The organism is Paenibacillus sp. A3M_27_13, from assembly GCF_024213315.1.
GTDB classification, from domain to species: Bacteria; Bacillota; Bacilli; order Paenibacillales; family Paenibacillaceae; genus Paenibacillus; species Paenibacillus polymyxa_B.
The window spans coordinates 1-649 of sequence record NZ_JANAVE010000027.1 but is presented as its reverse complement, the minus strand read 5'-3'; the positions used below and the strand labels follow the sequence as shown (position 1 = coordinate 649).

Annotated in this window: 1 rRNA gene; it reads right to left on the bottom strand. The window is 52.9% G+C overall.

The features are described from left to right. Positions 1-649, bottom strand: a 23S ribosomal RNA gene (locus NLX82_RS27460); the annotation flags it as partial.

Below are 649 nucleotides of genomic sequence, written 5' to 3'. Positions count from 1 at the left end.
GATTTGCCTACACACCAGCCTCACTGCTTAGACGGACATCCATCAGTCCGCGTCACTACCCTACTGCGTCACCCCATCGCTCATCACGGATTACGGTGGTACAGGAATTTCGACCTGTTGTCCTTCGACTACGCCTATCGGCCTCGCCTTAGGTCCCGACTTACCCTGAGCGGACGAACCTTCCTCAGGAACCCTTAGGCTTTCGGCGGATCTGATTCTCACAGATCTTTTCGTTACTCATACCGGCATTCTCACTTGAATGCAGTCCAGCGCTCCTTACGGTACACCTTCAACCCGCATTCAACGCTCCCCTACCCCTGATGCAAGCATCAAGCCATAGCTTCGGTGGTGTGTTTAGCCCCGTTACATTTTCGGCGCAGAGTCACTCGACCAGTGAGCTATTACGCACTCTTTCAATGGTGGCTGCTTCTAAGCCAACATCCTGGTTGTCTGTGCAACTCCACATCCTTTCCCACTTAACACACACTTGGGGACCTTAGCTGATGGTCTGGGCTGTTTCCCTTTCGACAATGGATCTTAGCACTCACTGTCTGACTCCCGGAACTAAATCTATGGCATTCGGAGTTTGACTGAGCTTGGTAACCCTTGCGGGCCCCGCACCCAATCAGTGCTCTACCTCCACGATTCT